Origin of the sequence: Neolewinella maritima (assembly GCF_923081025.1) — a bacterium.
GTDB lineage: Bacteria > Bacteroidota > Bacteroidia > Chitinophagales > Saprospiraceae > Neolewinella > Neolewinella maritima.
The window spans coordinates 359,540-385,937 of the sequence record NZ_CAKLPZ010000003.1 but is presented as its reverse complement, the minus strand read 5'-3'; the positions used below and the strand labels follow the sequence as shown (position 1 = coordinate 385,937).

Here is a 26,398-nt window from a genome sequence, read left to right as displayed (position 1 = left end):
TAATGCGTACCGTTCGTGTTTCAGGGAGAAGTAATCACTTCAAGACATGAGAACACTCCTCCTCACGCTGCTGCTTGCCGTCGCTACCACCTCCTGCGATAGCCAACGCGCCACTACTACCACCGCAGAAACCACTCCTACCGCCAGCACCAACACCCAGCCCGGCGACGAAGACCTGGTCGGTGGCATCTCCATCGCCAACCTTGATGCGCAGTACCCCGATGCTGAAAAAGCCTACTTCGCCGGTGGCTGCTTCTGGTGTACCGAGGCCTCCTTTACCCGTATCCAGGGCGTCGAGGATGTCTATAGCGGCTACGCCGGCGGTGAACTCGAAAACCCTACCTACGCCGATAGCAACAAAAAGACCAGTGGCCACGCCGAGTCCATTGTAGTTTACTATGACCCCGAAGTGATCACCTACGACAAGCTGCTCGACATCTTCTTCGTCGCTCACGACCCCACCCAGCTCAATCGCCAGGGCCCGGACGTAGGTCCGCAGTACCGCTCTGCCATCTTCCCCCTCAACGCCGAGCAGCAACAGGCCGCCGAAGCCAAGATCGCAGCCCTCGACGCCAGCGGCACCTTCAGTGAGCCCATCGCCACCACCATCGAAGACCCCATCCAGTTCTGGGTCGCCGAGCCCTACCACCAGGACTACTACGAAAATCCTAACAACCCCAACCAGGGCTACGTACAGGGTGTCAGCCGGCCCAAGGTGGAAAAGGTGATGAAGGAGTTTAAGGATATTCTCAAGGAAGAGTATAAGTAGACCCCTTCGGGGGTAAGATCGCCTATCGGCTGTTAGACCGCTATCGCGGGTAGACGACTACACTGGTCAGACCATCTACCCGCAATAGCGGTCTACTCCCCGAAGGGGTCCACCCAGCGAAGCGATCTAACCCGCAGGGCCTAACCAAGCGAAGCGACCTACCCAAATGCACGACATAGAACCACACTTCCAGTGGCGTGACCGCTACCGCGCCGAAGACGACTCCGCCTCGCCCTTTTACGGTCGGCAGTACAGTGAGTTCGACTACTCCAATAAGGTGTACAACTACCTGCTGCACCCGCAGTGGGATGACTTCGGGTCGGAGACGCTGTACCTGAAGATCCTGTTCGTAGACTATGACGACCGCTATGCCATCATCGAGCTGATCGGGGAGTGGAACGATGCATTACATAATGACTCGATGCACCTCAAGCGGGAGGTGATCGACTACCTGGTCGGGGAGGGCATCAAGGACTTTATTCTCATTATGGAAGGCGTACTCAACTTCCATTCGGATGCCGATGACTACTACGAGGAGTGGTACAGCGAGGTGACCGACGCCGGGGGCTGGATCGCGATGCTCAACGTATTGGACCACGTGGCCGATGAGCTATCCGACGCCAGATTGGACAACTACATCCACTACGGAGACCTGCTCAACGGGCTGACCTGGCGGCCGCAGAAGGCCCGACGGGTACACGAAGCGATCGAGGGACTGCTGCAGACGGAGCGGCGGCGGGTATACTAAGTCGCGAGCCGCTTACGCCCGCTCGTTCTTCTGCTTTCTCAGCACCATGCGACCGCGGCGACGTAGGGTATTGAAGGTGAGGTCCGTCACCTCCTGCCAGTAGCCGCGCAACTCGCTGTTCCACAGGTCGGGCTTGTAGACGATCTGGTACTGCCGGCTAAACTCGGGCATGATCTCGTTGGCCGCGTCTCCGACGAAGGAAATTTCTACTAGGGAAATGGAGCGGTCGCCGTAGATGCGTCCGCTCAGGTCCATACGGAGTACTTCACCGTCCGGCAGGGTCACGTAGCTGCGGCCGGTGACCGTGCTGCCCTCCGTGGTGATGTAGAGCTGCATCGGCAGGGCCTCGTTGGAGTAGATGCCGCCGACGGTCATAGTGCCTTCCCAGAGTCCGTCGAGGGAGGTTTGGGCGAAAGAGAGGGTGGGTAGTAGGAGAAGAGAAAGTAAAAGAGCTTTCATACGCTCCCCTAACCCCTGCTGCGGCTATTTCGTTGAATACCGTACGCGACCTACCTTGTCCGCCGTGCCCGCCCCGCCCCAGTATACCGACCTACTTCGTGCCCTCACACTGGGTACCGCCCGCCGGGAACTTGCCCCCCAGATCGGTGAATGGCTGGATAGTCTAGCTGCCATCGACCCTACCGCTGACCAAGCCGAGCAACTGCTGGCTGCCCTGGGGCTGACCGAGCGACTGCACCGCCTGCAACCGCGGCCGACCGGCGCTACCAAAACACCCCACCCCACCCCCGCAGCAGAAACCCGCACGCCGCCCAGCCCCCGCCTGGCCCGTGGCCTGCAACTGATCCTAGAAGGTACTTACCCGGACTTGCTGGACGAGGCGATTGACTTGGTCCTTGCGCGCCAGACCTACGTGCCCAGCACGCTTTTACCCGCCCTGCACCCGCGCGCCGCCGCCCTGCTGAACGACGACTACCCCCGCGCGCAGCGCTACCTGGAGGCAAGTGGCGAACGGGGCAAGTGGCTGGCCGGACAGCACCCCGACTGGGCGCTACTACTACCTGACTACGACTACGCACCGGCCTATCACCACGAAACCCAACCCGCGCGCAAGGCCAGTATACTCGCCAACTGGCGCCGGGTGGACCCCGCCGCTGCCCGCGAAGCACTGGCCGGTACCTGGCCCGGACAAAATGCGCGTAATCAGGAAGTACTGCTAGCCGGACTGCGCGTCGGATTGTCGGCGGCTGACTGGTCCTGGCTACGGGATGCCCTGACGCCGAAACGCAAGGGGGTACGGCGCGCGGTAACCGAGCTGCTCCTACTAGCCCGCGAGCCGACTGCTCTAGCTGATTTTGCGCTCCTGGCCAGTGTGATCGTCACCGAGCGGGGGGCGCTGAACCTCTCCCTGCCCACGGATGAACTGAAGGACCTGTTTGCCACCTACGGCGGCACGAAAGCTCCGGAAGCACTACCGCACCGCTTGCTGCGCATCCTGCCTCCCCGGAGTTGGTCCGAGCTGACTGCCCTACCCTTGCCCGCCTTCTGGCTCGGCCGTACGCCGCTGGAACTACGGGACGCGGCGCGGGCGATCGTCAGCTTTCGGGACCCGGATACCGTACGGGAGTTCGCGCGCTTCCTGGTGCTGGAGCAGCCGGCCGGCTTTCCGACGGAAGTGGGGGGTGAGGTAATCCGACTGCTGCCCCGGGCTGATTTCGACGCGCTGTACGAAGAGCTGCTATCCAAATTTCCGAATGCCCTGCAACTGCGCAGCCTGCCCCGCTTGCTGGCGCTAAGTCGTGACACCCCCTGGTCTGAACGACTGAGTAAAGCCATGCTGCTACAGCTCATCGATGGACTCCACAGCCGCCAGCTCGACTACAGTGCCCAGCGCGAACTGGCGCAGCAGTGGAAATGGGCCATCCCCCTGGTGGATACCGCGATCTTTCCCTGGCTGCGGCAGCAGCTGCACGCTACGACGGAGCGCTACGATGCCTTCGGTAAGCTAGCAACGGAAATGCTGCAGACGACGGCCTTCCGGCGGGAGCTTCAGCGGGAGTAGTATCTTTGCGGCTGCTTATGGACCGTCCGCAAGAACTACGCAATCTCCTGTCCCGCGAGGAACTACAGGCCCGCCTGGATGCCGAAACCGAGCCCCGTACCACGCTCTCGTTCTACCGCTATGCCCACATCGCCGATCCCCAGACCTTCCGGGATGAATGCTACGCCAGTTGGTCACCGCTCGGTGTGCTGGGCCGGATCTACGTGGCCGCAGAGGGCATCAACGGCCAGCTGAGCGTGCCGGCCTCGCACCTGGATGACTTCCGGGCCGCGCTGTACAGCGTGCCCTTCCTGAAGGATACCCGGCTGAACGTAGCCATCGAAGCGGAGGCCAAGTCCTTCCTTAAGCTGGTCATCAAGGTGCGCCCCAAGATCGTCGCCGACGGGTTGAACGACGCCACCTTCGACGTCACCAAACGCGGTCGCCACCTGGATGCCCGTCAGGTCAATGCACTGCTCGAACGGGACGATACCATCGTGGTTGATATGCGCAACCACTACGAAAGCGAGGTGGGCTACTTCGAGGGGGCCATTCGTCCGGACGTAGCCACCTTCCGCGAGATCCTGCCGGTGGTGGAGGAATTGCTGGAAGACAAGAAAGACCAGGAGATCATCATGTACTGCACTGGAGGCATCCGCTGTGAAAAGGCGAGTGCTTACTACCTGCACCGTGGCTTCGAGCGGGTGAGTATGGTCGACGGCGGTATCATCGAGTACGCGCGGCAGTGCGAGCGGGAGGGACTGGAGAAGAAGTACATCGGCAAGAACTTCGTCTTCGACGGACGGATCGGGGAACGCATCACCGAAGACGTGGTCAGTCACTGCCACCAGTGCGGACAGCCCAGCGACCGGCAGGTAGACTGCGCCAATACGGCCTGCAATATCCTGTTCCTCCAGTGTGAGCGCTGCGCGGACGCCTACCAGCACTGCTGCTCTGCGGCGTGCCGCGACTTTGTTCAGCTACCCCCCGAAGAACAGGAGCGTCTGGCCCCTACCCTCACCTTCAACGGACAGCGAGCGGGCAAGGCCCGGCCGCGGAGCTCTGTGTAGTCTAGCTGCCGAACACACTACGCAGCAGCCAGGAGAACACCTCGGGGGCTTCGAGCCGGTCGGGCGTATCCATACCGCTGATGAATACGGGCTTATCCGCATCCGCTCCGGTGAGGTTACCGTGGGAGCCTCTGACGAGCTCGGCCTGTAGGGGCACCACGTCCATGAGCGTACGGAAGCCGAGTTTCTTGCCGGCAACCTTGAGGGCAATGCGGGGAATGATGAGCTTCTTGGCGGGATCGAGGAACATTTCCACTGGATCGTAGCCGGGCTTCTTGTGGATGTCCACCGTGCGGGCGTAGTCGGGTGCGCGGGCATCATCCAGCCAGTAGTAGTAGGTGAACCAGCTGCGGTCGTCGGCTACGGCCACAAGCTCACCGGCACGGGGGTGGTCGATCTTGTGGAACTTCTTGCCTTCTTCATCCAGCAAAAGTCCGATCCCCGGCACGCGTTGCAGCAGGGCGCGGACGTGGGGGATATCCTCCGGATCCTTGATGTATACGTGGGCGATCTGGTGGTCGGCCATCGCCACGGCACGGCAGGTGCCCACGTCGAGCAGTTCGGTGCCCCGCTCCTCGCGTACGCTGATCAGGCCGGCCTCACGCAGGATACGGTTGATGTGCACGGGGCGGTCTACACTGGTGATGCCGTATTCCGATACGATCTGCACCTGCACGCCCTTGCCCTCGTAGTATTCGATTAGGTCCTGGACTACGGTGTCGATCTCGCGCAGGTCCTGCTGCACACTGGGATGACCGGGGCCGTGGCGCTGCAGGTTGTAGTCGAGGTGGGGCAGGTAGACCAGGTTCATCGTAGGCCGGTGCCAGTCGTAGACCCGCATGGCCGCATCGGCGATCCAGCGGCTGCTGACGATATTCGTCCGCGGACCCCAAAAGCTAAACAGCGGAAAGGTGCCCAACTCGGCCTGCAGCTTCTCGCGCAGGTCCATGGGGTAGCTGTAGCAGTCGGGCAGTTTACGGCCGTCGGCCAGGTACTGCGGACGGGGCGTGACGCAGTAGTCGGCCGAAGAGTACATATTGTACCACCAGAATAGATTGGCCACAGTGAACGCCGAATCGCGCTCCCGGGCCACCTCCCAGATCTTCTTAGCCTGTACCAGGTGGTTGGACTGCCGCCAAAGTTTGATCTCCTGCTCGTCGCGGAAGAGCCAGCCGTTGGCTACGATGCCGTGGTCCCGCGGGTGCTTGCCGGTCAGGTAGCTGGTTTGGGCCGTGGTGGTGACAGCGGGCAGGACGGGGTCTACCGTCGTGATCGTACGGCTGCTGGCCCACTGACGCAGGAAGGGGGTATCGGGGCCGATGAGGCCTGCGCTTAGGCCTACGATGTTTAGGATGGCTACTGCTTGCATGGTAGGTTAAACACGGAGTACACGGATGTAGGGCACGGATTTAACGCAGATTTTTCAGCACCCAGGCTAGTTCGCGGTGGATGGAGTCGGTGAGGGTGAGGCGCTGGTGGTCGGGGAGGACGTCCCAGGTGTAGGTTTCTACCTCCAGGTGGTGGGTAAAGGGGTCGGCCCGCCAGAGGCGAAGGGTTTCTACAATGGCATCGTTGGTGGACTGGAGCAGGCCGTAGGAATCCGTGTAGATGGGGACGTGAAAGTGCGTCCTGAGCTCCTGGTACTGCTCGTTATCAACGGCCGCGAGCGCGGGTGCCAGGTCGGGGAAGGAGTGGATGCGGTTTCCTCCGTCCCGCAAGTTGACCTGGTGCAGGTAGGTGGGTTCGTCGTAGGGCTGCAGGGCTGCGCGTACGGATTGGCGGTCAGTAGTGCGCAGATCGGCCTTCAGGGCTGCGCTGATCTGGAGCTTGCCTACCGCTATGCCGCGTGCGCTGAGCTGGGTGAGTACCTCAGTGGGCGATTCATAGTTGACGGCGAAGTGGCATACGTCGTAGCACATGCGGAGGTGGCGGCGCACGAGCGTCTCTGATTTTCCCTGTCCGAGCAGGTAGTCCTGGTAGTAGGCGATGAAGCCCGGACCGTCCCCCAGTACTCCGTCGGGTTCGGGCTCGATGTCGAGGTGTAGTAGTTTGCCGGTGCGCTGGTGGATGGCGGCCAGGTAGTCCACCAGTTCCATCAGGTAGTGCGTGCTGACTTCCTTGGTCCGCCGCAGGGCCGCCGCGCTACGGTGCCAGGGTGCGTAGCTGAGGGGGGAGGTACTTACCCCGCCCGTCATACCCTCCGGCAACAGCTCGGCCAGAATGTCGAACAACTGCTTGGTGTACACGAGGCGATCGCTGGTGGTCCAGTCAGGAGTATGCACCCGATCCTTGACCACCTGCCCGTGGAAGTCGCCGTAGGGGAAGCCATTGAGGGTGAAGACATAGCAGTCATTCTCACTCAGCCACTCCTGGAATGATCTTAGCACCGGCGTTCGCGCCAGTTCCCTGGCCGCTTGTGCTGAGAGCCGGAGTCCGATGCCGAAGGGACCGGTTTGCTGCAGATTATCGCGTACCTGTAGGACGTACTGCAGACTCTCACAGACCTTGGCCCACGTCTCGCCAGAGTGGATGTTGGTGCAGTAGGTAAGGTGGCTTTCTGGGAGGGTGTGCAAGGGGTAAAGAGGGTTAAGTAACCGCAAAGAAACGCCCCAGATAAATAGACAGCGGCAGCAGCAGCAAAACCTGCAGCCCCGTACCCCAGCCCATGAAGCCGGCGGCCAGGCAGGCGTTGAGGGGGATGAGGGAGAGGACGCCGGTCTTCACCGCTTTTTTGATCAGCGCCGGACGGTTGTCTGCCAGGGCGGCCATCTTAGCTTCGGCGTTGATCAGGTACCAGAAGAGGAGGAACGGGAGGGCCGGCAGTAGCTCCGCACGGGTGTAGTACGGTAGTACCAGCAGGGCCACGGCGACCAGTGCATCCAGCCCCATTGCTAGTCGGATAGCTTGTTTGTTGTTGCCGCCTACCTCACCGCGACTGGTCAGTGTGATGGCCCCGATGAAGACGATCGGCAGCAGACCCAGGTACCAGTACTGGCCCAGCGCTACCGCACTCAGGCTCACGCCCAGCAGCAGGTTGCCGCCGCGGCACATACCCATGACCAGCGGACCGAACACCGGATGGTGCTTGGCTCGGGCATCGTAGACCAGCGCCAGCACGGCGATGGCCAGCGCGATGGCCCCGCTACTGCCGGATACGACCAGAGAAAAGGCGATGCCACCCAGGAGGAGCAGTCCGCCGAGCAGCACAGCCTCGGCCAGACTCACCTGCCCACTCGGCAACGCGCGTTCGGGCCGCTCGATGCGGTCCAGGTCCAGGTCGAATACGTCGTTGAAGACCACGCCACCGCCGTACAGTCCGATGGTGGCTAGGGCCAGGTAGCTCAGGTCGGGGTTCCAGTCGCCGGTCACGGCAGCCGCTACGCTGGCACCGGCGAGGATGTCGGCTACGGCGGTGACCAGATTGGCCGGTCGCATCAGGGTGAGGAGGGGTCGTAGGGCCATGGCTTAGTGGATGATCTTGTCGGCTTTGCGGCCGTTGCGCAGTACGCTGTTGCCGTTGAATACCTCGTTGCGGTCGATGTCGGGGGCGTCGATCCAGTCGCTTTCCTTCATCTGTCCGCTCTGTCCGTAGGCGGCCAGCGCATTGCCGTAAGTTACTTTCTTCACGTCTGCTTCGGAGATCCCGCGCTGTAGCATCAGGGCCGCGGTTTTGGGCACACTCAGCGGATCGGAGATCCCCCAGTCGGCCGAGCTGTCGACGATGATGCGTTCAGGACCGTAGTGCTTCATCAGATCCACCATCCGCTCGTTGCCCATCTTGGTGCCGGGGTAGATCGTGAAGGCCGTCCAGTAGCCCCGGTCGAGTACCTCCTTGGCGGTCTCCTCGTTGCAGTGGTCGATGACGACCTTGGTGGGGTCGCAGCCATGCTCCTCCAGCACGTCCATGCTGCGGTAGGTACCGTTCTTCTTGTCGCGGTGGGGGGTATGAATGAGGATAGGCAGGTCCAGCTCCTTCGCCAGTTCGATCTGCTGGCGGAAGTATTTGTCCTCGGCGGCCGTCTGATCGTCATAGCCGATCTCCCCGATCGCCACCACACCCTCCTTGGTGGCAAAGAGCGGCAGCAGTTCCATGACGGCTTCGGCCAGCGGCTCGTTATTCGCCTCCTTTGAGTTCAGCCCCATCGTACAGTAATGCCGGATCCCGAACTGCGAGGAGCGGAAGCGTTCCCAGCCCACGAGGGTACTGAAGTAGTCCTTGAAGGTCCCCACCTCCGTCCGCGGCTGCCCCAGCCAGAAGGCCGGCTCGATCAGGGCCACCACCCCGGCGGCGCGCATAGCTTCGTAATCGTCGGTCGTACGGGAGACCATGTGTACGTGGGGGTCTATGAATTGCATGGGACGGGGGGTTAGGGGGTTAGGGGGTTAGGGGGTTAGGGAGTTAAGGGGTTAAGGCGGGCGGGATAGGCGTTGTATGCGTTGGAGGTATGGGATGTGAGATACGGGGGCGGGGGCGCAGGTGCGGAGGCTTTTGACGGGTACAACTCTAAATGTTTCAGAAACACGCCACCGTTACTATCACATCCTCAACCCCTTAACCCCTTCCTACCTTAACCCCTTCCCCTTCCCCCACCTCCCGGCCAATCTCATTCCAGCTGGGCTGATCCGCGTTCGGATGCAGGACTTTCTCAACGGCGGCGCGCTCCAGAGGTGTACCCCTTGAGGTAGTTATCTCCAGGGCGGTGCGGGCGCGGTCGGTGACGAAGCCGTCGATGAAGCGCCAGAGTTCCGGACTGACGGGTCGGTGGGCACTGCGGCGTTCTTCAGCATAGTCGAGGAAGATATCGGCGAGCTTGGCGTTCTTCCGGTCCTCGATGCGGTAGATGCGGTACATGGGTCGTTGCATGAACATAGCCTTGAGTACCATGTGGTTCCAGGCGTCTTCGGAGAGGTAGCGGGCGGGGTAGGGATTTTCCAGTGCGATGGCATCGAATACCCCGACCATATTGGTGCGCAATCCTTCGCGGGTGCGGGGTACGAAGTCGGCGGCGTTGCCCAGGAAGTACAGCCCCTTGTAGAGGGCGATGAGTTCGCGGTAGTCGGCCGTGGCGAATAGGTCATCTAGTACCCTGACATTGGTGTCGGTGGGCAGGGCCGTCATCAGCAGTACGCGAGCGAGCTGATCGGTGCTCCAACTGGTGGCGCTGAAGTTGGGGTACTCGACGGTGAGTCGGCTAAGTTCGGCTTCGTTGAAGGTCAGTTCGTCCTTACCCAGGAAGCGGGGGCAGGCGCCGAAGGCGAGGTAGAAGGAACGGGGCTTAAAGTCTGCCCATAACGTATCGAGCTTAGCCTCCAGCCACTGCCGGGCTTCGGGGGGAAGGTGCGCCTGGAGAAGGTGGTGTAGGGTGTGGTTCATGTAGTGCGCGGGGTGAAGTCATTGCTAGCTAGCCAGGAGGACATGATCTAAGGTCCGTAATATCAACGAAGAACATATCTAATGTAACCAATAGGCTCCTGTATTCCAAAACCCATACCTACTCACCTGCTGCCTAGTTCTCCTTCAACGTCATACCGCCCATCTTAAGTTTGGCCTTCAGGGCGAACACCTCATCGCGGTACTGGGCCGCACTCATGAAGTCCAGCTCCTTGGCGGCTGTCTTCATTTTGCGCTCCGCTTCCTTGATGGCCAGCTCCAGCTGATCCTTGGTCATATGGGCCAGGATGGGGTCGGCGGCCAGACTGGGCTGCGTCTGCTCCACGTAGGCACGCTTGCCGTTCTTGCCGCGGATGTCGAGGATGGTGCTGCGGTTGATGATCTCCTCCCGCGTCTTGGCCATAGTGGTAGGCGTGATGTCGTTCTCCCTGTTGTAGGCCAGCTGGATGGCGCGCCGGCGGTTCGTCTCATCGATGGTGCGGCGCATGGAGGCGGTGACGACATCGGCGTACATGATTACCAGTCCGTTACTGTTGCGGGCCGCACGGCCGGCGGTCTGGGTCAGACTGCGTTCGTTGCGCAGAAATCCCTCCTTGTCCGCATCCAGTATGGCGACCAGCGACACTTCCGGCAGGTCCAGTCCCTCCCGCAGCAGGTTCACTCCCACCAGCACGTCGAATTCGCCGAGACGTAGGTCGCGCAGGATCTCGACCCGCTCCATCGTATCCACTTCGGAGTGGATGTAACGCACCTTGATATTCATGTTGGCGAAGTAGTTGGTCAGTTCCTCGCTCATCCGCTTGGTGAGGGTGGTGACCAGCACCCGCTCGTTGACCTTGCGCCGCTCGTCGATCTCCTCGATGAGGTCATCGATTTGGTTTAGGCTGGGCCGCACCTCGATGGGCGGATCTAGGAGTCCGGTGGGTCGGATCAGCTGCTCGACGATCTCACCGCCGGTTTGTTCTAGTTCGTAGTCGCCGGGGGTTGCCGAGACGTAGACCACCTGGTTGATCAGCGACTCGAACTCGGTAAAGTTCAGCGGACGGTTGTCCATCGCCGAAGGCAGACGGAAGCCAAAATTGACCAGCGAGAGCTTGCGCGCCCGGTCACCGCCAAACATGCCGCGCACCTGGGGGATGGTCACGTGGCTCTCGTCAACGATCAAAAGGTAGTCGTCCGGGAAGTAGTCCAGCAGGCAGAAGGGCCGGGTGCCGGGCCGACGTCCGTCGAAGAAGCGGCTGTAGTTCTCCACGCCATTGCAGTAGCCGAGCTCGCGCATCATCTCCAGGTCGAAGCTCGTGCGCTCGTGGATACGCTTAGCCTCCAGCAGCCGGCTCTCCCGCTCGAAGTAGCGTTCCTGCTCGTACAGCTCGTCCTCGATGTTGCGGATGATGCTATTGATGCGCTCCTTGGGCGCCACGTAGAGGTTGGCCGGGAAGATGGCGGCATTGCGCATCGACTCGATCTTCTTGCCCGACTCGATCTCGATCTTCTCGATCGACTCGATCTCATCACCAAAGAATACCACCCGGTAGCCGAACTCAACGTAGGGTAGGTTGATATCCACCGTATCCCCCCGTACGCGGAAGGTAGCGCGGCGAAAGTCGGTTTCGGTACGGCTGTAGAGGCTGTCGACCAGGTCGTACAGAAAGCCGTTGCGACTCTTGGTCTGCCCGACTTCCAGACGGATGATACCCGATTTATAGTCCTCCGGATTACCCATACCGTAGATGACCGAGACGGAGGCGACAATGATGATATCCCGCCGACCGCTGAGCAGGTTAGAGGTGGCCCGTAGGCGTAGCTTATCGACCTCCTCATTGATGGCCAGGTCCTTCTCAATGAAGGTATCGGAAGTAGAGAGGTAAGCTTCCGGCTGGTAGTAGTCGTAGTAGCTCACGAAGTATTCCACCGCATTGTCCGGGAAAAACTCCGTGAATTCACCGTACAGCTGGGCGGTTAGCGTCTTGTTGTGGGTCAGTACCAGCGTGGGCCGGTTGAGCTGGGCGATGGTGTTTGCCATCGTGAAGGTCTTACCCGAGCCGGTCACCCCCAGCAGGACCTGACCGCGCTCGCCCTCCCGTACGCTCGCGACGAGTTTTTCGATGGCCTGCGGCTGATCGCCGGTGGGGGAGAATTTTGACTTGAGCTTAAAGGCCATAGCAGGATACGTTTACTACGTTCGGAACCGTGGGGGTAACAAAATGTTGGTTTCACACATCGGGGGGCAGCAGGTCGGGCCGCCGCGCTGCCGTCCGCTCCTCGGCGCGCGCTTCCCGCCAGGTCTCGATGGCGGCGGTATTTCCACTCAGCAGGATCTCCGGTACCGCCCTACCCCGCCACTCCGCCGGACGGGTGTACACCGGCGGGGCCAGCAGATCGTCCTGAAAGGTATCGGTCAGGGCGCTGGTTTCGTCGCCAATCACGCCCGGTAAGAGGCGGCCGATGCTATCTACCACAACCGCCGCGGCCAGTTCGCCACCCGAGAGTACGTAGTCGCCGATGCTTATTTCTAAGGTCACGTACTCCTCCCGGATGCGCTCATCGATACCCTTATAGTGTCCGCAGATCAGGAGCAAGTTACCGAGCAGGGACAGGCGGTTGGCCCGTCGCTGGGCGTAGCGCTCGCCGTCGGGGGTGAGGTAGATGATCTCATCGTAGGTGCGCTGGGCCCGGAGCTCGTCGATCAGGGCGGCCAGGGGTTCGCAGCGCATGACCATCCCCGCGCCCCCGCCGAATTGGTAGTCGTCCACGCTGTTGTGCTTCCCCAATCCGTAGGGGCGCAGGTCGTGGACCTGGACGGTCAGCAGCCCCTTGTCCTGCGCGCGCTGCATGATGGAGTGGGACAGCGGACTGCTCAGAAGGTCCGGTACGGTAGAGATAATATCGATGTGCACGCGCGATCAGATTTACGAATGCGCAAAATACGCCGCACATCCGCGGCCTAGAACCACCAGGGCGCGTTGATCGGTGGCTGCAGCATACAGCGTTCGAATCCATGCTTGTCCATCAGCTTACTGGCCCAACTGATGGGCTCGGAGGGTGGCTCGTTGCTCAGGTCGTAGGTGCCGTGGTGCATGGGCCACCAGTACTCGGCCTTCAGGTCACGGTAGCCGGTGAAGGCCTCGGCCGGGTTGGCGTGGTTCTCGCGCATCATGTACTCGGGCTTGTAGGCACCGATCCCGAGCATAGCTACGTCGATGTTGGGGAACATATGCCCGATCTCGGCCCAGTAGTCCGTCTCGGCACTGTCTCCACCAAAGTAGAGGGTGGTGGGGGAGGATTTCTTGTGCCTAGGCTCGGCACCTGCGGCCGCGGCATCGGATACTTCCAGCATGAAACTGCCCCAGAGGACGCGGTTGAAGTCGCGCAGGCCGCGGCGACACCAGTGGCGGGAGGGCAGAAAGTGGATGGTGACGCCGGTGCCCGGCGTATCGTATTGCTGGTACCAGGCGGCCTCTTCGATGGGCGTATCGCCTACCCAGTCGCCGATCACGCTGGACATCCGCAGCGGACAGAGGATCTTGTGGATCGCATTATTGGCCGTGATGGTGCGGATGCACTGCTCGTCGACGTGGTCGCGGTGGTCGTGACTCAGCAGGAGGTAGTCGATGCCCCGCAGGTCATCGTAGGAGAAGGGCGGGTGCACGCGCCGGGGCACGAAGGGCATATCCGCCAGCTGCGGATCGGTGAGGTAGCGCAGGCCGTTGAGCTGGAACAGGAAGCAGGCGTGCCCGAGCCAGACGATCCAGTTGGCGCTGCGGTCCTTGAGGTAGCTGACGTCAGGACTGACGGGGGGCACCCACTGGTCGGCCTTCTTCTGTGCGCGCTGCCGGTTGGGCAGGGCCAGCATGCGCAGCACCTGACGCCACTTGGGCCGGAAGGGGTCACGTAGGTACTGAAACTCCCCGTCGAGGATCGGATTGCCGCGCCACCGATCGGCCTGCAGGGGGTGGATCGGAAGATCGGGGTTAAGCAAATACTCCATAGGATTACTCGGGATGGAGGGGTTCGTCCAGCACGCCGTACAGGCTGGTCACGCCACGAAAATAGTTCCTGAGCAGCAGATTCTCATTGGGACTGTGCTGGTTGTTGTCCGGATTTACGAGCGGTAACACGATGGCCGGCACGTCCAGGGTGTTCACGAAGGGGGCAATCGGCACCGAGCCTCCCATGGTGCGCACCAGCACCGGTGGCGCGTCGAAGGTGTGCATCAGCGCGCGCTGTAGCCAGCTTCCGGTGGGTCCGTTCAGGTCCGTACGGAAGGCCCCGTAGCTGGTGCTGCCGCTGAAGCTAGCTAGCCGCGGGTAGCTCGCCCGCTCCTCGTCCGTGGGCTCCCGCCCGTCGGGAATGAGGTGAAAACCCTGGTGCTCGATGTGCTCCTCGACGAGGCCGAGGAGGCGGTCGCCGTCGCTTTCCTTCACCAGACGCAGGTCCAGGTTCGCCACGGCCGTATTGGGGATGATGGTGCGGGCGGCACTGCCCACCCAGCCGCTCGACATGCCGCGGATATTCAGGCTCGGGTACTGCAGGGCTTCCTGGAGGTTGGCCCCTACCCCATCGGCCTGACTAAAGCCGATCTTACGCCGGATGTCGTTGATATCGTCCGGTACGCCGGCCATCATCTCGCGGGTCTCCGCGTCCAGCTCAATGCCGTCGTAGTAGCCGGGAATGGTGACGCGCCCCTCCTGATCCTTCATCGAGCCCAGCAACTGGGCCAGGCGCAGGGCTGGATTGGGGGCGTAGTTGCCGTAGTGCCCGCTGTGCTGGGGGAGCCGCGGACCGTAGACCGTCAGTCGCGCCGTAGCGATCCCGCGGGCACCCCCCATGAGGGTGGGCTGATTGGTGGCGTGCACCGGTCCATCGAGGATGATCAGGTGGTCGGCGGCCAGGGCCTCGCGGTGGGTCCGCACGGCGTTGGGCAGGTCAGGACTGCTGGCCTCCTCCATGGGATCGATCACGAACTTCAGGTGGTAGTCCGGCCGCTTTCCGTCGGCTACGAGTTGGTCCCAGGCCACCAAGAACATCATGATCGGCGCCTTAGCGTCACTGCTGGAGCGGGCGAACAGACGTACCTCAGTGTCCTCCGGCCGTTCGGGCAGGTCGGCTTCCAGGTACTGGACGCTGCCACTGCTGTCTACCTCCATCGTACCGTACACGGGCCGGAAGGGCGGGGCAAGCACCCACTTACTGGGGTCCACCGGCTGGCCATCGACATGTCCGTAGAACAATACCGTCTCAGCATCCGCCCGCTCGGTAGGGTAGCCTACCAGCAGCAGATCGATCCCCGCATTAGGTAGCCGCTGGGTCGTGAAGCCACGCTGGCCGAACTCCCGTTCCAGCCACTGCAGGTTAGGCTCCAGCTGTCCGTCGATGCGTGCATCATTCGGCAGGGCGAGGAAAGCCTCATACGCCGGCAGGCTGGCCAGCGTACGGCTATAGAGTGTAGTATCCTGGGCGCGCACGCCGGTGCAAAGGAGTAGAGCAAGGAAGAGTATCGTATACCGCATGCCCTAAATGTAAGCAGCTTCCTACCGACTCATCCCGTAGGCCCGCGTAGTCACGAAGTATTTGGTCAGCATATTCGTCCGCTCCCACTCCGGCATGCTACCCTGGGCGAGGTAGCGCAGGTACTGTTCGGTGACCTGCCCGAAGTGATCCTCGTGACCACTGCGCAGCTCCGGGGGTACGATGATCTCAAACCCCTTCGCTACGGGGTCGAAATAGAGGCCGGGAAAGCGGTCGTGCATATCTACCACTAGTTCGGTCATCTGTTCGTCCGTCAGTTCGCCCTTGGGCTCGATGTATAGCGTGGGCTGGTAGTCCTGCTCCGCATCCTGGCGGATCACCAGGTCGGCCTTGCTGCCGCGCATCGCCGAGTAGTGGGTATCGGCCGCGCCGGGCGGGGCTTCGTAGTTCCATATAACCGAGACCTTCCCGTGCACCCCCCGTACCGTAAAGTCGATCTCGCCATTGGCGTAGACGACCAGCTTGCCGTCCACTACGTCGGACTGTAGGTAGTCAGGAAATTCCGCCAGACCCGTGACCTGCTCAAACTGCTCAGGCGTAAGCGTAGTAGCCCAGCGCCGGGCACTGATCACCTCTATCTCCGTCGTATCGATGGGCTCATCCGGGAAGGTCTCCCAGAGGACGAGATCGACCAGATGAGTAGCCACGTCCACGACGCCCTCCCCCTGCTGCTCGACGTCGAAGAACCAGGCCGGACGCACGAGGGGCTGCCCCGAGACCAGCTTACTGAAGTGGTGCACACTCTCCTTCGAGATGGCCGGTGCTTCGACCGATCCTTCCAGCAGTTCGCCAAACAGTATCGGCTGCTGTGCGAACGCCCGCTGTAGCATGGTGGTGATCTCGAAACGCTCGGTCATGATGTCGTACACGAGTAGCCCCTTCGTTTTGGCCTCGCGCAGGGTCTGCTCCAGCAGGGTGTACTCCGCCGGGTCGATGACCATGGGTTTGTCGGCCAGCACGTTCAGGCCGTGGGCTACCGCGGCCTGAATGTATTCGGTCTTGCGGCCGTTGTTGCCCGATACGACGACGACATTGCCGGTGCTATCCGCGAGCATCCGCTCCAGGTAGTCTGGCCCGGTGTAGACCTCCTGTTGCCAGGCGGTGGGCTCCTCGCCGCTGTTGTAGCGCTCGATGCGCTGTAGGTGTTGTGTCACATCGTCTCCTGCCGGAGCGTAGACGTGCACCATAGAGTCTACCCCGGGATACATCCGTTTTTGCACTAGTGCGGCGTGGAAGTGCCCGGGGTCGAGGGTGATGAGCCGTACGGGAGGAGCGTCAGCGTCCACGGTAGATTCGCTTGGGGTAGCGCAGCCGGCCAGCAGAATGAGCAGTGCGCCGATGGGTAATTTCATGTAGTTCGATTAGTCTGTAGGGGCTATCCCATATCCGCCAGCGCGGGGATGTTCTCGTAGCCGTAGGGGAAGCGTTGGGAGCGCGACAGCAGCCGGTTGGCCGCATCGTTGTCGCGAAAGCGCTCCGTGACCGGATCCCAGCGCAGCTTGCCGGGCACCTTCATGGCGATGTGGGCGATCAGGCAGGCGGTACAGCTGCGGTGCGCCACCTCGGCGGGCGAGATGGTGAGCTGCCGCGACTGCATACAGTCCAGCCAGTTGCGGTGCTGCTCGGGACTGTCGTACAGCTGCACCTCGCCTTCCTTGATGACCGTATCCAGGCCGCCCTTGACCTGGGCGCTGAATGCATCCGAATCCCCCGTCGTAGGGTCCGAGGCCGTGACGGCACCGCTTCCGCGCGACACGAAGATGTTGCCCTTGCTACCAATGAAGTTGATGCCGTTCGGAAATTTGGTGTCGATCTGCATCTCTACCCCATTGGCGTACTTGGCCGTGACGTGGTAGTCGCCGTGCACTGTCCACAGTCCCTCGGTGGGGAACTTCGCCGTGGCTTCCACTTCGACCGGACCGGTATACTCCGTACCCATTCCCCAGTGGGCGATATCGATGTGGTGCACGCCCCAGCCCGTGATCATACCGGCGCCAAACTGCTCGCAGCGCAGCCAGCCGGGGCGGGAAAAGTCGTCCTGCGGGTGCACCCGGTCCACGGTATAGGGTACGTAGGGCGTGGAGCCCAGCCACATCTCGTAGTTCAAATTGGGCGGTATGTCCATCGGCGTGGCATTGCCGCCCGCCGGATCGCTGGGCAGACCGATCTCCACCCGGGTCACGGTACCGATGCGCCCGTTGCGCACCAGCTCGCAGGTCTGCCTGAACTGCGGCCAGGGATCCGTGGAGCGCTGCTGACTACCCAGCTGAAAGACTATCCCCGTGCGGTGCACGATGTCGCTCATCATGCGGCCCTCCTCGACAGTCAGGGAGGTGGGTTTTTGGAGGTATACATCCTTACCCGCCAGGGCCGCCTCGATGGCCGGCTGTGCGTGCCAGTGGTCGGGGGTGGAGACGATGACGCCGTCGATATCCGAATCAGCGAGTAGTTCGCGGTAGTCGTCGTACATCTGTACGTCTACCAGTTGATCGCTGCCGCTGTGCTGCCGGTAGTAATCCTCGATGAAGGCCTTGCCGAGCTCCTTGCGCTTGCTATCTACGTCGCAGACCGCGATCACCCGGGCTACGTCGTTCTTCATGGTCTCCGGCAGGTCGTGCCCCTTGGCGATGCGGCCGAAGCCGATCTGGGCGATATTGAGCTTGTTGCTCGGCGCGGTCTCGCTGCGCAGTACGTGGGCCGGCACGATGGTGGGGAACACCGCACAGGCGGCCCCGGCCAGGGAGCGTTTCAGTAAGGATCTACGGTTCATGATGAGGGACTTTATTCGGCGGCCCAGCGGATGCCACCCAGGATGTGTTGAAGATACAGGGGGTCGGAGTAATGCTCGATCCGGTGGCCCAGCGAGGTGTACCACTGCCGCCCGCCGCCACTGGTGTGGTACCAACTGGTGGGAAAGTAGTCGCCGAAGGTGTCGGCAGGATAGGTCGTTTTGCCCTCCTCATCGGTCACGGTAGTGAGGTCGGCGGCCAGCAGCACGTGGATGTTGGGATTAAGCTGCTTGAGGTAGTAGCACTCATCGTCCTCGATGTGCCAGGTCGGCGGCAGGAAGTTGGTGGAGGGATGGTCGGCGTCGAGCACGGCTACGTCGAAGTCCTGCCGCTTGGCGTGGCGGTGAAACTTGCCCCCCAGCATCCGGGCGAACCATGGCCATTGCCGCTCCGTCCCGCAAGCCGAGTGGATCCCGACGAAGCCACCGCCGCCGGCGATGTAGTCCTTGAGCGCCTGCCGCTGGGCCGGTGTGTCGAACACCCCGTTGTTCGTATTGGAAAAGACTAGCACGTCGAAGTCGGCCAGTCGCTCCGGCGTAAACATGGCCGGATCCTCCGAAGCCACTACTTCGAAGCCGTACTGCTCCCCCAGCCCCTCGATCGCCGCGATGCTGGCCGGGATGTTGTCGTGGACGAAGCCCTCGCCGTTCCGGGTATACAGCAGCACCCGCGTGCCCGCCATATCTCCCTGCCGGATGACCTGCGGGGGGTAGGCAAAGTCCTGCCAGTAGCGCTCGGCCTGCAGCGAGTCGATGCGACCGTCGTACACCCGCATGCCGTAGCGGAGCCGGTAGGAGCCGCCGGGCCGCAGGACGTAATCGCGGTCCTGCGCCGGATTGAAGTTGACGAATACATTCTCCACCCCACCGTTCTGCCCGGTCGGCCAGATCCGGATCTGCTCCGGCGCGTTGTAGTTGTCGGGGTGACTCATGAACAGGACCCCCGAGGTACCGTGCTCCGTAGGGCCGGACACATCCACCCAGCGTGCCCGCGTAGCGTTACCGTCGGATTTATCGTGGCCAGCGGAGGTAAGCAGCGTAGTATTGGCATCGTTCCAGCCGGCCCGTGCCCGGTAGCCGAAACCCTGGTAGCGGTAGGCCCGCACGGTGAAGGGCAGCTCCGTGGGGTTGGTCTGCGTGGTCTGGTAGTCGAGGTGGTAGCTGCCGTCCTGCGCGGGTATGACCCGGAGCCGCAGCCGCTCGTGTAGCAGGGTTTGGGGATCTTCGGTGACGGCACTATCGCGGAAGGCGAGGTAGGACTGATGGGCGGTCAGCCCCGCCAACAGCGCACCCTGCGTCGTTTCGCTTAGGCTGTCTACCGCCACGGTGCCCTGCCCCTTGACCAGGTTCCAGAAGTCCAGTGCGCGGCCATCGTACTCGGCGTGTGTCCAGGGGTTCCAGACCCCGTAGTGGTGGTAGTGGTCGGCAGGCTGGATACGGGTCAGCGTATCGCCACCGGGCGACAGCAGTGGATGAATAAACCCGCCGCGGGAGTAGATCGGATCCACGCCCGGGGGCACGGGGGCCGGCTCGACCTGGTAGGCCAGCAGGGTGCGGTTGGCGTGCGTCAGGGTGACGCGTCCGTCGCGCAGGTCGGCCGCGGTCGCGGGTGCAGGAGTTGGTGGCGCGGCGGCGGTCGTGGTGAGTACGTATTCCCGGGTGGACTCGGCCGGAGTATCGCCATCGAGTATCCAGCACAGGGTATTGCCGTCGCGCTGGCTGGTGACGGGCTGCTGCTGGGCCTTGACTACTTCGAGCAGGGTGATCGTGGTACCACGTTGTACCTCATCCGCCAGCGTAGTACACACCAGGGAGTTAGTCCGCTCGTAGGGTCCACTGTAGACGGTGAGGGTGGTGGGCGCCTGGGCATACCCGAGCAGGGGGAAGCAGAGGCAAAGCAAATGGCGGTACATGACGTAGGTTGTGGTAGTCCTGCTCAATATAGGTAATGGACATCGCTTCAACGATCCCGTTCCTTCCTGGTCTCCGGACCCGTGCGTTACCCTGCTTCCCCGACGCAGTGTATATTAGTCGCCGTATAGCACGGCTCCAGTTATTCCACACGACTAAATTCAGTACGAATGAGTAAGCTATCGTGGCTATGGATCGCGCTGTTGTGCGTATGTGCCTGCGAGAAAGAGGACGTGACGCCGGTAGCTCCGGACGACCTACCGTCCCGCGTGCAAGAGATCCTGCCGCCCGCCATTCTGGATTCTATGCTCAAGCTCGGTATGCCGATCTACCCGGGTGACGATCCGCCCCTGGTGGAGGGCACGTATGACGTATCCCGCTTCGTCCTGAAGAGCAGCAACCATCCGGGTGACTTCCCCGGCAAACTGTTCAAAGATTACGTGGTCACCTTCGAGGAGCAGAACAACGAACGCCACGAAGTAAAGGTGACCTATACCAATGGCAACGAGTCGGGTAAGGACGTAGGCAGCCTCATCTCCGGCACCGGCTGTCAGTTTTCCGTGTACATCGAATTCGATTCCTCGCGCATCGGCAACGCCACGGCACGGGTGGTCCACGTGCTATCCGGCACCATGACGGATGCGGGCATCCAGGGATTTCACTACGCTAATTTCATGGTCGACGACCGCAGTGATCCGACCGGCGTGTTCATCGAGAACGGACAGGGCCGGGTCATCCTGGACCAGGACGGGGATTCCCCCCGTCAGGGCAGTGATCAGCCCGTGTGGTACGACCGGCTACCGGACTGCCCGTGTGAACTGACGGACGCCATCGATGGGAAAGTAGAAAACTGCGGACGCTGGCAGGTGTGTCCCGAAGCATCCCAGGAGTTTCACTACGGAGCTACCCACGAGATTCGCTGGATCCCCGACGAATCACGTGCGCCCGGGCAGCAGTGCACTTACGATGCAGACCGGCGATTGATCACCGGAGGACTAGCGGCCGGCTCCCCCGACAAGACGTCGCCGCGCTCCTGCGGGGAGTTTACCTGGTCGTTGAAGGCGGTCTGCGACCACTACGCGCAGGACGTGATCCCCTGGGGAGCTACGAACGCAAAAGGGGAGCTTTGTCTAAGCACCAGTACCCGCCCGGTAACCTGTGAGCAATACCTGCGCGACTGGCCGGCCAACCGGGGCGATGGCTGCCAGGAGAACGTCATAGCGGGCATCGCCCACATCACCCGCATGGTGCGCACCATGCACTGCGATGACGTGACCACCCTACTGCGCTCCGTAGCCTCGTCCGAAGTGCTCCCGCAGAGCACCAAAGACTTTATCGCCGGTAAGGACGTGTCGCCACCCGACGATCTGCGGGCCGAGCTACAGGCACACCTCGACGCCCAGATCTGCGAGCGCATCAATACCGAAGCGGTCTGTAGGATCATCGAGCGTGCGATCCGCAACCTGTAACGAGATCCCTGTACCCATGCCGGTACGGGGGCCGCTCAGCGCAGCGCCTCCATGCTATCCTGCCGCACCTGGATCACGCCCCGCCGCGGCCGGTCCAGGTCGATGATGATGAACACCAGTAGGCAGATGAGCATGGTCAGCACCAGGGCGGGCACGCGGGAGCGGCGCTCGCCCAGTCCGCTGGAGTAGCCGATGAGCGCGCCGGTAGAGATGAAAAAGACGAACAGCAGGTAAAAGATCGCCGGGGGCACGTGCCGCTGCAGCGCATCCAGCCGACTGCCGTAGGCGTCGATCAGCTCGTTGACCGCCTGCAGAAAGTAGCCGGTCTTTACGGGGTTAGGGTTGGCGTCCGCGGCGGCTACACCGATGTCCCAGATGCGCTGCTGCAGGGCGCTGGTCGCTACGTTCAGGGCGCGGCGCTCGTCGCGGTGGGTGAGGTCTACCTGACTGCTCCGCAGCCGCAGTTCGATGTACTCGTCAATGGCCGCCTGGGCCTGTGCGTCGTAGGGTGCCGGCAGCAGGGCCGTACGCAGCTCGGCCGTACCGATGGCGTTGGCCTCGTTCACCTCCGCCCCGGAGCGGTGATCGTAGCGCTGGATGGACATGCTGAAGGTGAAACCCAGGATCAGGGCCAGCAAACCGAGCACGCCGCCCTGGATGGCCGAGGTCTGCGATTTGACGTCACTGTCCGACTGGGTCAGTCGGAAGTTACCCAGTCGGATACCGATCTCGTGGGCCAGCACGATCACGGCAAAGAGCATGGCGGCAATTACAACACTGTTGAGGCTGTACATAGGGGGCGTTTAGCGAAGGGCTTCCATACTGTCCTGCCGCACCTCGATGACCCCCCGGCGGGGCCGGTCCAGGTCGATGATGATGAACACCATCAGGCAAATAAGCAGGTTAAGCACCAGGGCGGGGACGCGGGAGCGGCGCTCGCCCAGACCGGTAGAGTACCCGATCAGCGCACCGGTGGCGATGAAGAAGACAAACAAGAGGTAAAAGATGGCCGGCGGCACGTGCCGGTTAAGTACATCGAGCCGACTGCCCTGGGCGTCGATCATATCGTTGACGGCAGTGAGGAAGTAGCCGGTGCGGACGGGATTAGGCGCCTCGTCGGCAGCCGCTACCCCGATATCCCAGATGCGCTGCTGCAGGGCGCTCGTGCGCACGTTGAGGGCCCTGCGCTCCACCACCTGCGTCAGATCGGTGTGGCTGCTCTCCAACCGCAGATCGATGTATGCATCGATGGCTTCCTGGGCCTGCGCGTCGTAGGGAGCCGGCAAGAGGGAGGTGCGCAGCTCGGCCGTACCGATGGCGTTGGCTTCTTCCACCTCGGCACCGGCCCGGCTATCGTAGCGCTGGATCGACATATTGAAGGTAAATCCCAGGATCAGGGCCAGCATGCCGATGATACCACCCTGAATGGCGGACGTTTGTGACTTCACGTCGCTGTCGGACTTGTGCTGCACCCGCTGTCCCATCTTCAACCCCAGTAGATCGGCCAGCAGGATGAGCGCGAAGAGGATCGCGACGATTAAGACACTATTGAGGTTGTACATATGGGGCGGCGGGGTATAAAGGAAGCGAAGGTACTATCTGCTGTTGTTTCGTAACATCATGTTTACGCACTGGTCGGGCGAACCAATCCTCCTACCGCAAGTTTGCTCGTACGGAGTCCGGCAGTTGCTGGCGGACCGTCCCAACCAACCCATGCTCGTACGCCCCCACCCCGCCGGCTGGCGGATCACGCTGCACCCCGCCCACGGATTCCTTGCCGCCGACCTGTTCGGGCACCTCGCCGTGGCCCTGCCCGAGGAGCTACTGCTTCCTACCCTGCTGGCGGTAGCCGAGCACGACGATCACCAGCTCGATTTCCGCACGGGAGACTACCTGACGGAGCGCGGTGCCCCCCGGGACTTCTCCCTGATGGATACGGAGGATGCCCAGCGCAGTCTGCAGTCCGAGGCCCTGCTGGCGGATGCACACCGCAAGCACGCCTGGACCTACCTGCTCCTCGGTATGCACTACGAATTTCTGTACGCCGGACAGTCCGTAGACGAGCGTCTGAAGGCCCTACTAAAGGATATCGCTACCCGGCGCAAACAGCTTCTACGACAGCGCCACTGGAAACAAAAAGTACTTGCTACAACCTACGGCTACCTACGCTTTTGTGACCGCCTGTCACTGATCTTATGTGGGGAGGACGTACCTACACTGGGCCGTCAGTTAGAAATAAATGATGCACTCGGTAAGGTCCACTACTTACGCCAGCAGCCGGATACCGAACGGCTGACCGTCACGCCCTGGCCGTTCACTACGGATCGCTTTACGGTGCGGGGGGAGTCCTTCGTAGTGCAGCAGTTGGCCTTCGCGAGCAGCGCGGCGCTGGGTGATGTGCTACGCGATACGGTAGCGGAGGTTCGGGAGTGGGAGTTCGTTCGTCAGGCCGACTAGCCCCGCCGCCGGGTGAGCCGCCGTCGTTCCATCTTAGTCACGTAGAAGAAAGTAGCCACGGTATACGTGGCCATGAGCCCGGCATAACCTAGCAGTACGGGAGCCATCTCGGACCGAGAGAACCGGGCGAAATTGGCGAAGATGAGCACGCTCCAGAACAGTATAAGGATGGAGATGATCAGAGCGATAGTGGCGTATGCTTTCATGGGTAGGGATGTTAATTCTGCAGACTGGTAGGCTTTCACCGGCACCCGCACAATAGTGCGGCCAATCGCTGCATAATACTGCGATAGCGGAAGAAGCCTAAGCGTACTATCTAATGCCCCACAGACCTCGCTTAGTATACTATTTACTGAAATTTGTACACCATGTTTTAACACACAACAAGGAGGCACGACACGCACCTAAAAGTATCAACATGACAATTATATCACTTACTCATTCTGCCGCTTAATAGACGGGAGAGTCGGGTCGATCGGTACATCCCCCTACTGGCCAGCTCAGTATACGTCTATCATAGTGAAGCGGGGGAAAGGAGGTTATAGTACCAGAGCACTTACACGTGCTCATAATGACAAGCAGTAGTGAAGTACATAGTACGTGCTATACGGTTACAATGGACCTACGTAAACTATCCAGCCCTACTCCTCCCGGGCCCAGTAATCCAGTACAAATACATCCTTTAGGTGCGGCTGCAATACGTCCACAAAAGCCTGGTGCGCGGGGTGCGGCAGGTACACCTCCCGGTCCGCCTCGCTAGCAAAGGTGACGAAGAAGGCGTGGGTAAAGTCTTTATTCAATCCCTCCGGACTATTGTTGGTGCCCCATTCGTAAGCGTGGATCTCCTCGATCTGCTCCGGCAGGGCACTGAAGGCGCGCTGCACCCGGTCGATATCCGCCGGGGTAGCGGTCTCCTTGAACGCGAAGAATACGGCGTGGCGTAGCAGGCTGTCGGGTGAGGTCACGGCGGGAGTTTCCATTACGGCGGGGGTATCTACGGTGGGCGGCGGAAGTTCTTCCTGACAGGCTACGAGCAGCAGACTGCTCAGCAACAGGACGAATAATCGGGAATAGTACATACTCCAAAGATAGGTGCGGGGTAGCCAGGTCCGCTAGGGCGCATAGAAGCGCAGCGGCACGAAACAGGTCGTCAGGTCACTGCCCGTATACAGGCGCACCGGTAGCTCGAAAGCTACGTAGTCCTCGGTGTACGCCGTAAAGGGCAGGAGGACCGGTGTACCGTATGCCCCCTCCGGCTGCAACATCAAGAAATTACGGTCGGTGGAAATCCCCCACCGCCCTTCCGCCTTGATGTCCTGCCCGCTCAGCAGGATCACCACCCCGTCGTCCCGAAATTCGAAATCCAGTGCCTTAGCCTCCGCCGGTGAAACCGTCTGGTGCAGCGGAAAGGGCGGCGGGGGGAAGCGCCCGCCGGCGTAGGGGGGACTCAGTGGAGCCCGCTCGATCCGCCCGCGCTGTAGCCTTGCCACCAGGTTCTGGTCGGCCTCCGTATCCGGCACCGGCGGGGCATAGAGCGTCCCCGGAAAGGGGCCCTCTACCCTATGGTCATCCCGCGCATCTTTGATCACGTATAGCTGCGGTTCACCCTCCTCCGTAGCGCAGACCAGTACGCGATGTATCTGCACCTGATGTTCCCCTATGGACTCGGCGTAGGACAGCCCGACGATCGGTCTGCCCCCTGCGTCGGCGATCGGCTGCTGATTTCTCCATTCTACTGCCTCCAGCGTAGGTCCCTCCCGCAGGGTAAAGGTTGGTATCGCCTGCCGTTCGGTACCGAAATACAGCAGCAGGGGCAGCCCTCCCACATCGAAGCGGTAGGTGTGTCCGGCCACGGTCGGCGGCAGCGCCTGTATCCGCGGGCCCGGTGGGTGGTACTGCATGACCCGATTTGGTGAAATACCCTGCGGTGTATGCATCCGCAGCTCCAGCGTACTGTCGTTCCTCATCTGGTACACCACGTAGAGCGAGTCGGCAAACCGCGCCGTGCTGTCCGCAGCATATGCCGGATAGCGTCGCTGTGCTGGGTACACGGGGGAATAGTAGTACATCGAGTCGCCCTCCAGCACCATGCGGGGTTCCAGCAGACTAGCCATACCCTGCGGCGGTGGGGGCAGGGTATCGTGTACCGGCCAGTAGTCGCCCTCCGGAGCCTCCCGCACTTCCCGGGCGGGGCCGCAGGTGCAGAGTAACAGCCCGATACATAGGTACCAAATGGCGTAGCTCCAGTAGTGGGTTGTAGACATGG

At 61.6% G+C, this 26,398-nt stretch carries 24 protein-coding genes; 6 read left to right on the top strand and 18 right to left on the bottom strand.

Annotation, left to right across the window (positions count from 1 at the left end):
- The first annotated feature begins 46 nt into the window (after nucleotides 1-46).
- Entirely contained in the window at nucleotides 47-769 is a 723-nt protein-coding gene (gene msrA, locus MJQ68_RS13320; protein WP_238751616.1) for a peptide-methionine (S)-S-oxide reductase MsrA, read from the top strand.
- Between the two features lie 166 nt (nucleotides 770-935).
- A complete protein-coding gene (locus MJQ68_RS13315; RefSeq protein ID WP_238751615.1) occupies nucleotides 936-1,517 on the top strand; it encodes a hypothetical protein in 582 nt (193 codons plus the stop codon).
- Between the two features lie 12 nt (nucleotides 1,518-1,529).
- Here the strand turns inward: MJQ68_RS13315 and MJQ68_RS13310 are convergent, their stop codons facing one another.
- Nucleotides 1,530-1,976 (bottom strand): hypothetical protein, encoded by a 447-nt coding sequence (locus MJQ68_RS13310; protein ID WP_238751614.1) that lies wholly within the window; start codon nucleotides 1,974-1,976, stop codon nucleotides 1,530-1,532.
- A gap of 64 nt (nucleotides 1,977-2,040) precedes the next feature.
- Here MJQ68_RS13310 and MJQ68_RS13305 point away from each other — a divergent pair, with 64 nt between their 5' ends.
- Nucleotides 2,041-3,537 carry a DUF5691 domain-containing protein gene (locus MJQ68_RS13305; protein ID WP_238751613.1) on the top strand — a complete coding sequence of 499 codons (1,497 nt, stop codon included), beginning with the start codon at nucleotides 2,041-2,043 and terminating at the stop codon, nucleotides 3,535-3,537.
- A 17-nt stretch (nucleotides 3,538-3,554) separates the two neighbouring features.
- Nucleotides 3,555-4,586 carry an oxygen-dependent tRNA uridine(34) hydroxylase TrhO gene (gene trhO / locus MJQ68_RS13300; RefSeq protein ID WP_238751612.1) on the top strand — a complete coding sequence of 344 codons (1,032 nt, stop codon included), beginning with the start codon at nucleotides 3,555-3,557 and terminating at the stop codon, nucleotides 4,584-4,586.
- 1 nt (nucleotide 4,587) lies between these two features.
- Here trhO and MJQ68_RS13295 read toward each other — a convergent pair whose 3' ends face one another.
- The 12 genes from MJQ68_RS13295 to MJQ68_RS13240 all read right to left on the bottom strand — a co-directional run bounded on the left by MJQ68_RS13295 (nucleotide 4,588) and on the right by MJQ68_RS13240 (nucleotide 20,208).
- Nucleotides 4,588-5,955, bottom strand: coding sequence for an alkaline phosphatase family protein (locus MJQ68_RS13295; RefSeq protein WP_238751611.1), 1,368 nt, complete (start codon nucleotides 5,953-5,955; stop codon nucleotides 4,588-4,590).
- A gap of 40 nt (nucleotides 5,956-5,995) precedes the next feature.
- Nucleotides 5,996-7,159 carry a metabolite traffic protein EboE gene (gene eboE, locus MJQ68_RS13290; RefSeq protein ID WP_238751610.1) on the bottom strand — a complete coding sequence of 388 codons (1,164 nt, stop codon included), beginning with the start codon at nucleotides 7,157-7,159 and terminating at the stop codon, nucleotides 5,996-5,998.
- 13 nt (nucleotides 7,160-7,172) lie between these two features.
- Entirely contained in the window at nucleotides 7,173-8,048 is an 876-nt protein-coding gene (gene eboC / locus MJQ68_RS13285; RefSeq protein WP_238751609.1) for a UbiA-like protein EboC, read from the bottom strand.
- Between the two features lie 3 nt (nucleotides 8,049-8,051).
- Nucleotides 8,052-8,942, bottom strand: coding sequence for a TatD family hydrolase (locus tag MJQ68_RS13280; protein ID WP_238751608.1), 891 nt, complete (start codon nucleotides 8,940-8,942; stop codon nucleotides 8,052-8,054).
- Between the two features lie 196 nt (nucleotides 8,943-9,138).
- Nucleotides 9,139-9,960 carry an EboA domain-containing protein gene (locus MJQ68_RS13275; protein WP_238751607.1) on the bottom strand — a complete coding sequence of 274 codons (822 nt, stop codon included), beginning with the start codon at nucleotides 9,958-9,960 and terminating at the stop codon, nucleotides 9,139-9,141.
- 133 nt (nucleotides 9,961-10,093) lie between these two features.
- Nucleotides 10,094-12,139, bottom strand: coding sequence for an excinuclease ABC subunit UvrB (gene uvrB / locus MJQ68_RS13270; protein WP_238751606.1), 2,046 nt, complete (start codon nucleotides 12,137-12,139; stop codon nucleotides 10,094-10,096).
- Nucleotides 12,140-12,191: 52 nt separating this feature from the next.
- Entirely contained in the window at nucleotides 12,192-12,875 is a 684-nt protein-coding gene (gene trmD / locus MJQ68_RS13265) for a tRNA (guanosine(37)-N1)-methyltransferase TrmD (protein ID WP_238751605.1), read from the bottom strand.
- A gap of 47 nt (nucleotides 12,876-12,922) precedes the next feature.
- Nucleotides 12,923-13,966, bottom strand: a complete 1,044-nt coding sequence (locus MJQ68_RS13260; RefSeq protein WP_238751604.1) for an MBL fold metallo-hydrolase — start codon at nucleotides 13,964-13,966, stop codon at nucleotides 12,923-12,925.
- Between the two features lie 4 nt (nucleotides 13,967-13,970).
- Nucleotides 13,971-15,488 carry a M20/M25/M40 family metallo-hydrolase gene (locus tag MJQ68_RS13255; RefSeq protein WP_238751603.1) on the bottom strand — a complete coding sequence of 506 codons (1,518 nt, stop codon included), beginning with the start codon at nucleotides 15,486-15,488 and terminating at the stop codon, nucleotides 13,971-13,973.
- A 21-nt stretch (nucleotides 15,489-15,509) separates the two neighbouring features.
- Nucleotides 15,510-16,859, bottom strand: a complete 1,350-nt coding sequence (locus MJQ68_RS13250; RefSeq protein WP_238751602.1) for a putative oxidoreductase C-terminal domain-containing protein — start codon at nucleotides 16,857-16,859, stop codon at nucleotides 15,510-15,512.
- Between the two features lie 23 nt (nucleotides 16,860-16,882).
- Nucleotides 16,883-18,277, bottom strand: a complete 1,395-nt coding sequence (locus MJQ68_RS13245) for a Gfo/Idh/MocA family protein (RefSeq protein ID WP_238751601.1) — start codon at nucleotides 18,275-18,277, stop codon at nucleotides 16,883-16,885.
- Between the two features lie 11 nt (nucleotides 18,278-18,288).
- Nucleotides 18,289-20,208, bottom strand: coding sequence for a ThuA domain-containing protein (locus tag MJQ68_RS13240; RefSeq protein WP_238751600.1), 1,920 nt, complete (start codon nucleotides 20,206-20,208; stop codon nucleotides 18,289-18,291).
- A gap of 168 nt (nucleotides 20,209-20,376) precedes the next feature.
- On the opposite strand from MJQ68_RS13240, the gene MJQ68_RS13235 reads away from it, so the two are divergent.
- Complete coding sequence (locus MJQ68_RS13235; RefSeq protein ID WP_238751599.1) at nucleotides 20,377-21,675, top strand: hypothetical protein; 1,299 nt, start codon at nucleotides 20,377-20,379, stop codon at nucleotides 21,673-21,675.
- Nucleotides 21,676-21,710: 35 nt separating this feature from the next.
- On the opposite strand, the gene MJQ68_RS13230 is transcribed toward MJQ68_RS13235, so the two are convergent.
- Together MJQ68_RS13230 and MJQ68_RS13225 are read right to left on the bottom strand one after the other, a co-directional pair.
- Nucleotides 21,711-22,469 (bottom strand): bestrophin-like domain, encoded by a 759-nt coding sequence (locus MJQ68_RS13230; RefSeq protein WP_238751598.1) that lies wholly within the window; start codon nucleotides 22,467-22,469, stop codon nucleotides 21,711-21,713.
- A gap of 9 nt (nucleotides 22,470-22,478) precedes the next feature.
- On the bottom strand, nucleotides 22,479-23,237 hold the full coding sequence (locus MJQ68_RS13225) for a bestrophin-like domain (protein ID WP_238751597.1): 759 nt from the start codon (nucleotides 23,235-23,237) through the stop codon (nucleotides 22,479-22,481).
- A 151-nt stretch (nucleotides 23,238-23,388) separates the two neighbouring features.
- Here MJQ68_RS13225 and MJQ68_RS13220 point away from each other — a divergent pair, with 151 nt between their 5' ends.
- Nucleotides 23,389-24,132: a DUF3891 family protein gene (locus MJQ68_RS13220; protein ID WP_238751596.1), complete on the top strand. Its 744-nt coding sequence runs from the start codon at nucleotides 23,389-23,391 to the stop codon at nucleotides 24,130-24,132.
- Here MJQ68_RS13220 and MJQ68_RS13215 read toward each other — a convergent pair.
- The 3 genes from MJQ68_RS13215 to MJQ68_RS13205 all read right to left on the bottom strand — a co-directional run bounded on the left by MJQ68_RS13215 (nucleotide 24,129) and on the right by MJQ68_RS13205 (nucleotide 26,396).
- The gene (locus tag MJQ68_RS13215; protein WP_238751595.1) at nucleotides 24,129-24,338 is read right to left on the bottom strand and encodes a hypothetical protein; all 210 of its coding nucleotides are present in this window, start codon (nucleotides 24,336-24,338) and stop codon (nucleotides 24,129-24,131) included. The two genes, MJQ68_RS13220 and MJQ68_RS13215, sit on opposite strands and share 4 nt — an antisense overlap.
- Before the next feature lie 435 nt (nucleotides 24,339-24,773).
- A complete protein-coding gene (locus MJQ68_RS13210) occupies nucleotides 24,774-25,211 on the bottom strand; it encodes a Dabb family protein (protein WP_238751594.1) in 438 nt (145 codons plus the stop codon).
- A gap of 33 nt (nucleotides 25,212-25,244) precedes the next feature.
- Nucleotides 25,245-26,396 (bottom strand): hypothetical protein, encoded by a 1,152-nt coding sequence (locus tag MJQ68_RS13205; RefSeq protein ID WP_238751593.1) that lies wholly within the window; start codon nucleotides 26,394-26,396, stop codon nucleotides 25,245-25,247.
- Nucleotides 26,397-26,398 lie beyond the last annotated feature (2 nt).

Bases quoted from the DNA above. Each gene is read 5' to 3' on its own strand.
- msrA (WP_238751616.1), top strand. From the start codon at position 47: ATGAGAACACTCCTCCTCACGCTGCTGCTTGCCGTCGCTACCACCTCC.
- MJQ68_RS13315 (WP_238751615.1), top strand. From the start codon at position 936: ATGCACGACATAGAACCACACTTCCAGTGGCGTGACCGCTACCGCGCC.
- MJQ68_RS13310 (WP_238751614.1), bottom strand. From the start codon at position 1,976: ATGAAAGCTCTTTTACTTTCTCTTCTCCTACTACCCACCCTCTCTTTC.
- trhO (WP_238751612.1), top strand. From the start codon at position 3,555: ATGGACCGTCCGCAAGAACTACGCAATCTCCTGTCCCGCGAGGAACTA.
- MJQ68_RS13295 (WP_238751611.1), bottom strand. From the start codon at position 5,955: ATGCAAGCAGTAGCCATCCTAAACATCGTAGGCCTAAGCGCAGGCCTC.
- eboC (WP_238751609.1), bottom strand. From the start codon at position 8,048: ATGGCCCTACGACCCCTCCTCACCCTGATGCGACCGGCCAATCTGGTC.
- MJQ68_RS13280 (WP_238751608.1), bottom strand. From the start codon at position 8,942: ATGCAATTCATAGACCCCCACGTACACATGGTCTCCCGTACGACCGAC.
- MJQ68_RS13275 (WP_238751607.1), bottom strand. From the start codon at position 9,960: ATGAACCACACCCTACACCACCTTCTCCAGGCGCACCTTCCCCCCGAA.
- uvrB (WP_238751606.1), bottom strand. From the start codon at position 12,139: ATGGCCTTTAAGCTCAAGTCAAAATTCTCCCCCACCGGCGATCAGCCG.
- MJQ68_RS13260 (WP_238751604.1), bottom strand. From the start codon at position 13,966: ATGGAGTATTTGCTTAACCCCGATCTTCCGATCCACCCCCTGCAGGCC.
- MJQ68_RS13255 (WP_238751603.1), bottom strand. From the start codon at position 15,488: ATGCGGTATACGATACTCTTCCTTGCTCTACTCCTTTGCACCGGCGTG.
- MJQ68_RS13250 (WP_238751602.1), bottom strand. From the start codon at position 16,859: ATGAAATTACCCATCGGCGCACTGCTCATTCTGCTGGCCGGCTGCGCT.
- MJQ68_RS13245 (WP_238751601.1), bottom strand. From the start codon at position 18,277: ATGAACCGTAGATCCTTACTGAAACGCTCCCTGGCCGGGGCCGCCTGT.
- MJQ68_RS13240 (WP_238751600.1), bottom strand. From the start codon at position 20,208: ATGTACCGCCATTTGCTTTGCCTCTGCTTCCCCCTGCTCGGGTATGCC.
- MJQ68_RS13235 (WP_238751599.1), top strand. From the start codon at position 20,377: ATGAGTAAGCTATCGTGGCTATGGATCGCGCTGTTGTGCGTATGTGCC.
- MJQ68_RS13230 (WP_238751598.1), bottom strand. From the start codon at position 22,469: ATGTACAGCCTCAACAGTGTTGTAATTGCCGCCATGCTCTTTGCCGTG.
- MJQ68_RS13225 (WP_238751597.1), bottom strand. From the start codon at position 23,237: ATGTACAACCTCAATAGTGTCTTAATCGTCGCGATCCTCTTCGCGCTC.
- MJQ68_RS13220 (WP_238751596.1), top strand. From the start codon at position 23,389: ATGCTCGTACGCCCCCACCCCGCCGGCTGGCGGATCACGCTGCACCCC.
- MJQ68_RS13215 (WP_238751595.1), bottom strand. From the start codon at position 24,338: ATGAAAGCATACGCCACTATCGCTCTGATCATCTCCATCCTTATACTG.
- MJQ68_RS13210 (WP_238751594.1), bottom strand. From the start codon at position 25,211: ATGTACTATTCCCGATTATTCGTCCTGTTGCTGAGCAGTCTGCTGCTC.
- MJQ68_RS13205 (WP_238751593.1), bottom strand. From the start codon at position 26,396: ATGTCTACAACCCACTACTGGAGCTACGCCATTTGGTACCTATGTATC.